General features: G+C 67.4%; 1 protein-coding gene. It reads left to right on the top strand.

Features of this window, described 5'->3' with window-relative positions; all coding sequences use genetic code 11:
• A partial coding sequence (locus E4U92_RS35630; protein ID WP_241681811.1) for an alpha-amylase family glycosyl hydrolase occupies positions 1–438 on the top strand: 438 nt, incomplete at both ends.

The following is a 438-nucleotide window of genomic DNA, read 5'->3' as shown; positions in this document are numbered from 1 at the left end:
CCAACTGGACCTTCGACCCGGTACGCGGCCAGTACTTCTTCCACCGCTTCTTCTCCCACCAGCCGGACCTCAACTACGAGAACCCGGCCGTGCAGGAGGAGATCCTGGCCGCCCTGAAGTTCTGGCTCGACCTCGGCATCGACGGCTTCCGCCTCGACGCCGTCCCCTACCTCTACGCGGCCGAGGGCACCAACTGCGAAAACCTCCCGGCGACCCACGAGTTCCTCAAGCGGGTGCGCCGCGAGATCGACGCCATGTACCCCGACACCGTCCTGCTGGCCGAGGCCAACCAGTGGCCGGAGGACGTCGTCGAGTACCTCGGCGACTACGCCTCGGGCGGCGACGAGTGCCACATGGCGTTCCACTTCCCGGTGATGCCGCGCATCTTCATGGCGGTGCGGCGGGAGTCGCGCTACCCGGTCTCGGAGATCCTGGCCA

The sequence above is a fragment of the Streptomyces galbus genome (assembly GCF_005280195.1).
Taxonomy (GTDB): domain Bacteria; phylum Actinomycetota; class Actinomycetes; order Streptomycetales; family Streptomycetaceae; genus Streptomyces; species Streptomyces galbus.
The sequence above is the reverse complement of the archived record's forward strand: the minus strand, read 5'-3'. Positions and strand labels throughout refer to the sequence as shown.